This window comes from Palleronia salina (genome assembly GCF_900141995.1).
GTDB classification, from domain to species: domain Bacteria; phylum Pseudomonadota; class Alphaproteobacteria; order Rhodobacterales; family Rhodobacteraceae; genus Palleronia; species Palleronia salina.
Window position 1 is genome coordinate 134865 of record NZ_FQZA01000009.1, and the last position, 6642, is coordinate 141506.

At 67.4% G+C, this 6642-nt stretch carries 7 protein-coding genes; 4 read left to right on the forward strand and 3 right to left on the reverse strand.

What is annotated here, in order from left to right; translation table 11 throughout:
- Window positions 1-57 precede the first annotated feature (57 nt).
- A complete protein-coding gene (locus tag BUB76_RS13080; RefSeq protein ID WP_084140656.1) occupies window positions 58-1218 on the forward strand; it encodes an MFS transporter in 1161 nt (386 codons plus the stop codon).
- Window positions 1219-1231: 13 nt separating this feature from the next.
- Here BUB76_RS13080 and BUB76_RS13085 read toward each other — a convergent pair whose 3' ends face one another.
- A complete protein-coding gene (locus BUB76_RS13085; RefSeq protein WP_073129238.1) occupies window positions 1232-2521 on the reverse strand; it encodes an O-acetylhomoserine aminocarboxypropyltransferase/cysteine synthase family protein in 1290 nt (429 codons plus the stop codon).
- Window positions 2522-2598: 77 nt separating this feature from the next.
- Between BUB76_RS13085 and BUB76_RS13090 the strand changes: the two genes are divergently transcribed.
- From BUB76_RS13090 to BUB76_RS13100, 3 genes are all read left to right on the forward strand, one after another.
- Window positions 2599-3012, forward strand: a complete 414-nt coding sequence (locus BUB76_RS13090) for a VOC family protein (protein ID WP_073129239.1) — start codon at window positions 2599-2601, stop codon at window positions 3010-3012.
- 106 nt (window positions 3013-3118) lie between these two features.
- A complete protein-coding gene (locus BUB76_RS13095; RefSeq protein ID WP_084140657.1) occupies window positions 3119-3493 on the forward strand; it encodes a c-type cytochrome in 375 nt (124 codons plus the stop codon).
- A 165-nt stretch (window positions 3494-3658) separates the two neighbouring features.
- Window positions 3659-4951, forward strand: coding sequence for a PQQ-dependent sugar dehydrogenase (locus BUB76_RS13100; RefSeq protein WP_073129240.1), 1293 nt, complete (start codon window positions 3659-3661; stop codon window positions 4949-4951).
- A 34-nt stretch (window positions 4952-4985) separates the two neighbouring features.
- Here BUB76_RS13100 and BUB76_RS13105 read toward each other — a convergent pair whose 3' ends face one another.
- Both BUB76_RS13105 and BUB76_RS13110 read right to left on the reverse strand, forming a co-directional pair.
- Window positions 4986-5369, reverse strand: coding sequence for a hypothetical protein (locus BUB76_RS13105; RefSeq protein WP_073129241.1), 384 nt, complete (start codon window positions 5367-5369; stop codon window positions 4986-4988).
- Between the two features lie 88 nt (window positions 5370-5457).
- Window positions 5458-6450 (reverse strand): GT-B fold glycosyltransferase domain-containing protein, encoded by a 993-nt coding sequence (locus tag BUB76_RS13110; protein WP_073129242.1) that lies wholly within the window; start codon window positions 6448-6450, stop codon window positions 5458-5460.
- Window positions 6451-6642: the final 192 nt, after the last annotated feature.

The following is a 6642-nucleotide window of genomic DNA, read 5'->3' on the forward strand; positions in this document are numbered from 1 at the left end:
CGGGGGATCTGGAGGCATGGCATCACCTTTTTCCAATCGCTCTCGGCCTCGGGCTTCATGGCCACGGCGATCAGCTTCGGCCCCGCGCGGATGGGCTTCGGACTTTACGTGCCGGAGTTCCGCGCGGCGTTCGACCTGTCGTCCAGCACGGTCGGCCTGATCTCGAGCCTGGCCTTCGGATCCTTCCTGGTCTCGCTGATCGTGGCGCAGATGCTGCTGGATCGGCGCGGCCCCGAATGGCCCGTGCTGGCGGGGCTTCTGGCCGCGACGCTGGGCATGGGCATCGTCGCCGCGGCCACCAGCGTCTGGGTGCTGGCCGCGGGCGTGGCCCTGGCCGCCGCCAGCGCGGGGTTCGCCTGGACCCCGTTCAATCACGCGGTCAACCAGAAGGTGGGCGAGGTCGCGCGCGCCGCCGCCCTGTCGCGCATCAGCAGCGGTACTGGCGTAGGGATCTTCCTGGCCGGGGCACTGGCCTTCGCCATGGTGCTGAGCGACCTGGACTGGCGGACCTGCTGGCTGGTCTTCGTGGGCTGCTCGATCGTGACGCTGGTGGTGAACGGCATCTCGCTGCACCCCATCGAGCCGGCGGACCGCGTGACCCGGCAGGACGACGCGCGCGACCTTCTGCGTCGGGGCACGATCCCCGTGGTGGTGCTGTCGCTGGTCTTCGGGACCGTCTCGGCGATCTACCTGTCCTTCGCGGCCGACACGTTTCGCGGGCGGGGCGAGCTTGCGGGCGTGCCGCAGGCGACGATCCCGGCGCTGGTCTTCATGATCTACGGTGTCGTCGGGCTGCTGGGCCTGGTGGCGGACCGCCTGCGCAACCGGCTGGGGCTGATCTGGCTCGTCAGGGTGCTGCTCGTCTCGTCGGCCGTCTCCTGCGCGCTGGTCGTGCTGGGGCCGGCCGGCTGGCTGAGCCTGTCGGTCTCGGCCGGTCTTCAGGGGGCGTTCGTGCTGACCACCAGCGCCGTGCTCGCCTTCTGGTCGGAACGGCTGTTTCCGTCGCTCCCGTCGCTCAGCTTCACCGCGATCCTGGTGGTATCGGCCGTGGGCAGCGTGGTGGGCCCCGCGCTGGCGGGCTGGCTGTCGGACGCGGCAGGGACCACGGCGATGTTCCTCGCCACGGGGGCGTTGCCGCTGCTGGCCCTTCCGATCATGCGCTCGGACACGGTGACCGAACGCCCGCTCAGCCCGCGCGACGTGGCGCAGCCGGGCTGAACGGGCGAGCGCCTTATGCCGTGGCCTTGGCCAGCGCCTGGTCCAGGTCGGCGATCAGGTCGTCGGGATCCTCGATCCCGATGCTGACGCGCACCACCTCGGGGTCCGCGCCCGCCGCGCGCTGCTGGTTCTCGTCCAGCTGCCGGTGGGTGGTCGAGGCCGAGTGGATGATGAGCGAGCGGGTGTCGCCCAGGTTCGCCACGTGGCTGAAGATTTCCAGGGAATCGATCAGCTTGATGCACGACTCGTAGCCGCCCTTCACCGCGAAGGTGAACAGTGACCCGGCCCCGCGCGGGCAGACCTTTTCGACCCGATGGAAATACTTCGAGGATTCCAGCCCCGCGTAGGTCACGTAGTCGACCCGCGGATCCTGTTCGAGCCACTGGGCCACCTTGCGCGCGTTCTGGACGTGTTTTTCCATCCGCAGGGACAGCGTCTCGATCCCCATCAGCGTGTAGTGGGCCGCCTGTGGATTCAGCGTCATGCCCAGGTCGCGCAGACCGATGGCGATGCCGTGGAAGGTGAAGGCCAGCGGGCCGAAGGTCTCGTGGAACTTCAGGCCGTGATAGGCGGGCTCGGGTTCGCTCAGGGACGGGAACTTGCCGCTGGCGGACCAGTCGAAGGTGCCGCTGTCAACCACCACGCCGCCGGTGACCGAACCGTTGCCGGTCAGGTACTTGGTCAGCGAATGGACGACCAGCGTGGCGCCGTGCTCGATCGGGCGGCACAGGTACGGCGTGGCCGAGGTGTTGTCGACGATCAGCGGCAGGCCCACCTTGTCGGCCACGTCCGCCACGGCGCGCAGGTCGGTGATGTAGCCGCCCGGGTTGGCGATGGATTCGCAGAAGATCGCGCGGGTGTCGTCATCGACCGCGGCCTCGACGGCGGCGAGGTCGTCCATGTCCACGAACTTGGCCGACCAGCCGAAGCGCTTGATGGTCTGGGTCATCTGCGTGACCGTGCCGCCGTAAAGCCGCGTGCTGACCACCACGTTCTTGCCGGGTGCCATCAGCGGGAACAGCGCCATGATCTGCGCCGCGTGCCCCGACGAGCAGCAGACCGCGCCGGCGCCGCCTTCCAGCGTGGCGACGCGCTCCTGCAGGACGGCGACGGTAGGGTTCGTCAGCCGCGAGTAGATGAAGCCCACTTCCTGCAGGTTGAACAGGGCAGCGGCGTGGTCGGCGTCGCGGAACACGTAGGCCGTGGTCTGGTAGATCGGCGTGTTGCGTGCGCCGGTGGCCGGATCGGGCGCCGCGCCGGCGTGGATCTGAAGCGTGTCGAAGCCGTAGGTCTGGTCGGACATGGAAATCTCCCTGAGCTTTGCCCTTGTTGGCCGATGGTGTAGGCCATGGCCAGTTCCCGCACAACAAGGACCGCCCCATGCCGCACCCGTTTCACCTGGCCTACCACGTCACCGACCTGGACGAGGCGCGCGCCTTCTACGGCGATGTCCTGCAATGCACCGAGGGCCGGTCGACCGAAACCTGGGTGGATTTCGACTTCTTCGGCCACCAGCTGAGCCTGCACCTGGGCGAACCCTTCGCCACCGCGGACACCGGCAAGGTCGGTGACCACATGGTGCCCATGCCGCATCTGGGCCTCGTGCTGCCGCTGGAGGATTGGCAGGTCGTGCGCGGGCGGCTCGAACGGGCCGGTGTCGACTGGGTGCTGGCCCCCAGTGTCCGGTTCGAGGGCGAGCCGGGCGAGCAGTGGACGATGTTCTTCCGCGACCCGTCGGGCAACCCGATCGAGCTGAAAGGGTTCGCCCGGATGGAGCAGGTTTTCGCCGTCTGACAGCTTTGCCCCGGGTGGCCCCGGACGCGGATGGCGAGAATGCGCTGGACGCGCCTCGCGGACCCTCTAGAAATATCCCGGCCGACAGAGCAGGGAGAAGGTTCAAATGATTACACGTTACGCGCTGATCGCCGCGATGGTTCTTTCGGGAGGCGCCGCCTGGGCCGAGAACCACGAGTCCGAAACCGAGGTCGACGCGCCGCAGGTGGCCGAGCTGACCGCCGAGGACGTGGACATGGACGCGGCCGGGAAGATCTTCCAACGCTCGTGCCGGGCCTGCCACGGCAACAAGGCACAGGGCGCGGCCAGCTATCCGAAACTGTCCGACAAGGAGCCGCAATACCTGGCCGACATGCTGGCCCGGTATCGCGACGGCGAGCGGATCGGCCCGAACTCGATCCTGATGATCCAGAACGCCAAGGATCTGTCGGACGAGGATATCGCCAACCTGTCGGTCTATATCGCGACCGCCTTCGACTGAGCCGGCAGCGATTGCGGCAGGCGGCGCGCCGCCTGCCGCGACGCGGCGCCGGATGGCCGTTGACCACCCCCATGTGCCGCCCTACCGTAACGTTGTGCGCTGGTTGAATCGTAAGGAAATGAATGCCTTACGTGCGGCAGCGCACGTTATGATAGGGAGGATACTATGCTACGCTCAACGTCTCGTTCGGCACTGCCGCTGGTCGCATCGCTGCTGGCCGCGACATCGCTTTCGTCGATGGCAGCGGCCCAAAGCGGCATGAACACCACCAGCCTGCAATCCGAAGCCGTTCTTGAGGGCCTGGAGAACCCTTGGGACATGGCGTTCCTCGATGACGGCACGATGCTGTTCACCGAGAAATGCAAGGGACTGTCGGTGCGCATGCCCGACGGCACCGTGAACGCGCTTTACGGCGTGGGTGAGACCGAAGGCTATCCCGCCAACGGCTCGGACCTGTTCTGCGAAGGGCAGGCGGGCATGATGGGTGTCGCCTTCGACCCGGACTTCGCCGACAACCGCCGCATCTACGTCTACTCGACGTCCAACATGTCGGATCCCCACACCAACCGGCTGATGCGCTTCACCCTCAACGAGGACTTCACCGAGGTGTCGGACCGGACCGACATCGTCGATGACGTGCCCTACAAGATGGAAGCGTCCGATCACCCGTTCGGTGGGCCCGGTGCCCACAACGGCGGGCGCGTGCGCTTCGGTCCCGACGGGGCCCTGTGGCTGACCACCGGCGACAACCACAACGAAGAGATCCCGCAAAGCCCGACGATGATGGGCTCGAAGGTTCTGCGGATGGATACGGATGGCAACGCCCATCCCGACAACAACCCGCCCGAGGGCTTCGACCAGCGGACCTATACCTATGGCCACCGCAACGTGCAGGGTCTTGCCTTCCACCCGGAAACCGGCGCGGCGATCACCGCCGAGCACGGGCCCTGGCACTCGGACGAGATCACGGTGCTGGAGAACGGCGGCAACGCCGGTTGGGACCCGCGTGACAACATGGCCGGTCGCGGCGACTGCCCGGACGGCTATTGCGGCTACATGCCCAACCAGAACGAGGGCATGAACCGTTACGAGCGCGCCGCCTTCATGCCGATGACCGACTTCGAGACCTATCCCGACGCCATGCCGCCCGTGTGGGAGAACAACGGCTGGTCGCAGGGAACCTCGTCCGCCGCCTTCCTCGAGGGTGAGCAGTGGGGCGACTGGGAAAACGCGATGGTCGTGGGCATCATGGGCATCGGCTTCGGTGGCACGCCCATCGGGCAGCGCATCGACCTGATCGAGTTCACCGAGGACGGCACCGAGGTGCTGGACGTGACCGAGATGACCCTGCCGATGGAGCCGGGCCGTTTCCGCTCGGTCGTTCTCGGGCCCGAGGGCAGTCTTTATACCGCCATCGACGAAGGCACGATCTACAAGCTGACCCCCGGCGGCAGCTGATCCGCGACAGGGCCGCGCGTTCCGTGCGCGCGGCCTAGTCTCCGGTGACCAGCGCCTCGGGAATCTCGAAGCGCTGGTCATCCACCCGGACGTGATAGGTGCCGCCCTCCAGGCGCCAGTCCGTGTCCCGGCCCACCCCCGACATGGTCGCGTTGCCGCGCAGGAAGTCGCCCGCGCTGAAGGTGAGCGTTCGCGCGAACCCGCTCGGGAAGCGGACGACGACCGCGGCCGTGGGGGGCACCCGCGCGACCGATGCCTCGCACGGCACCAGTGTCTCGCCCGGGTTCTGGGCGCAGCGCACCACCATCGACGCGTCGAAATCCCTCTGCTGGGCGCGCGCCGATGCCGAGGCGACATCGCCAGCGGCGCTAAGGGGCATCAAGGCCCCGAAGATCGCCAGGATCCCGGCCTTGCGCATCCTCGACCTCCCCGTCGGCCCTGGCGCATCCTCCGCGACATCCGGACCTTGGCGCAAGGACGCCGCAGGGCTGCGCCGGGCGGCAGGCCTAGCGCATCCAGAAGCCATTGCTTTTCAACCTGTTGCGGATCTTCTGCTCCTTGCGGGGCAGGTCGTCCTGGTCGAACAGCGCGCGGGCCTTCCGGCCGCGGCCCTGAAGCACCATGCGCTTGATCGGCTCGTATTCCTTCAGGATCTTCTTCAGCTTGTTGGGCGCGACCGTCGCCTCGAGCGTCTCGACCACGTGGTCCCCCTCACGCGCGTAAAGCAGCGGCAGCAGGCGGTAGTGGCAGGTCGTCGCGCCATCCAGCAGCCCCGCCGGGATCGTCTGTCGCCCGCCACCGAAGCTGTGGATCACAAGCGGCAGCGCGACCTGGTCGAGCCACGGGTCCAGCGACTGCAGTGCCAACGTCTCGGGCGCGTCGTCCCGGATGGCGAGCGCGTAGTCGAGAAACCGTTGCCCGAACTCGGGGCCCGAGCGGTGGAAGAACCAACCGGCGTTGAAATAGAGATAGCGCTCCCAGTACTCGTCCGGCTGCGACGGGTCGATCGAGCTGTCGAAGTCCAGCCCGAACTTGTCGTAGAGCGATCTCCATATCTCGGCGTAGCCCGGCCCGTAGAGCTCGATCTGCGGCCACGTGCCCTCGCGGCGCAGCGACGCGCAGGGCCGGTCGAAATCGAATGGCACCTCCGAGAGCGGGCCGGTCACCAGCGTATCGCTGTCGAAGAAGACGAAGGGCCGGTCGGGCGGCAGCGACAGCAATGCTTCGATCTTGTTTCCATAGGGGTAACCGGCGCCGAAATGCCGGGATTCGAAGGGCAGGAGGGTCCCGCCCAGTTCGTCCACCAGCAGGTCGCGCACCGCGTCCGACATGCGCGGATCGCGCGGCCACAGGTCGTTCGGCTGCGGCTCGGCCACGTAGAGCTGACCGGCGAAACCTGGATCGGACCGTCGCAGCGACGCGGCGAACAGCGCCGCCTCGTATTGCAAGCGGCCGGCTTGGCCGATGATCAGGATGTCGAAAGTATCGCTCGTCGCCATCGCCCGCCGCCCTCGTCAGCTTCGCGGGCGTTTTAGCGAGCCGTCCAGCGCTTGCACAGTGTGTTCCTGAGCGCGGGCGCTGCGGTCGGTTGCTTGAGGAAGAGAGTTGGTGGGCGACCCTGGAATCGAACCAGGCGTGCGTCTCCGCGAGGGAGCGAAGCGGCTCCTGCCAGTGCTGCGGGGCGCAGGATC

What these genes read in the sequence shown, in the direction of transcription:
- BUB76_RS13080 (WP_084140656.1), top strand. Translation starts at nt 58, where the DNA reads ATGGCCACGGCGATCAGCTTCGGCCCCGCGCGGATGGGCTTCGGACTT.
- BUB76_RS13085 (WP_073129238.1), bottom strand. Translation starts at nt 2,521, where the DNA reads ATGTCCGACCAGACCTACGGCTTCGACACGCTTCAGATCCACGCCGGC.
- BUB76_RS13090 (WP_073129239.1), top strand. Translation starts at nt 2,599, where the DNA reads ATGCCGCACCCGTTTCACCTGGCCTACCACGTCACCGACCTGGACGAG.
- BUB76_RS13095 (WP_084140657.1), top strand. Translation starts at nt 3,119, where the DNA reads ATGATTACACGTTACGCGCTGATCGCCGCGATGGTTCTTTCGGGAGGC.
- BUB76_RS13100 (WP_073129240.1), top strand. Translation starts at nt 3,659, where the DNA reads ATGCTACGCTCAACGTCTCGTTCGGCACTGCCGCTGGTCGCATCGCTG.
- BUB76_RS13105 (WP_073129241.1), bottom strand. Translation starts at nt 5,369, where the DNA reads ATGCGCAAGGCCGGGATCCTGGCGATCTTCGGGGCCTTGATGCCCCTT.
- BUB76_RS13110 (WP_073129242.1), bottom strand. Translation starts at nt 6,450, where the DNA reads ATGGCGACGAGCGATACTTTCGACATCCTGATCATCGGCCAAGCCGGC.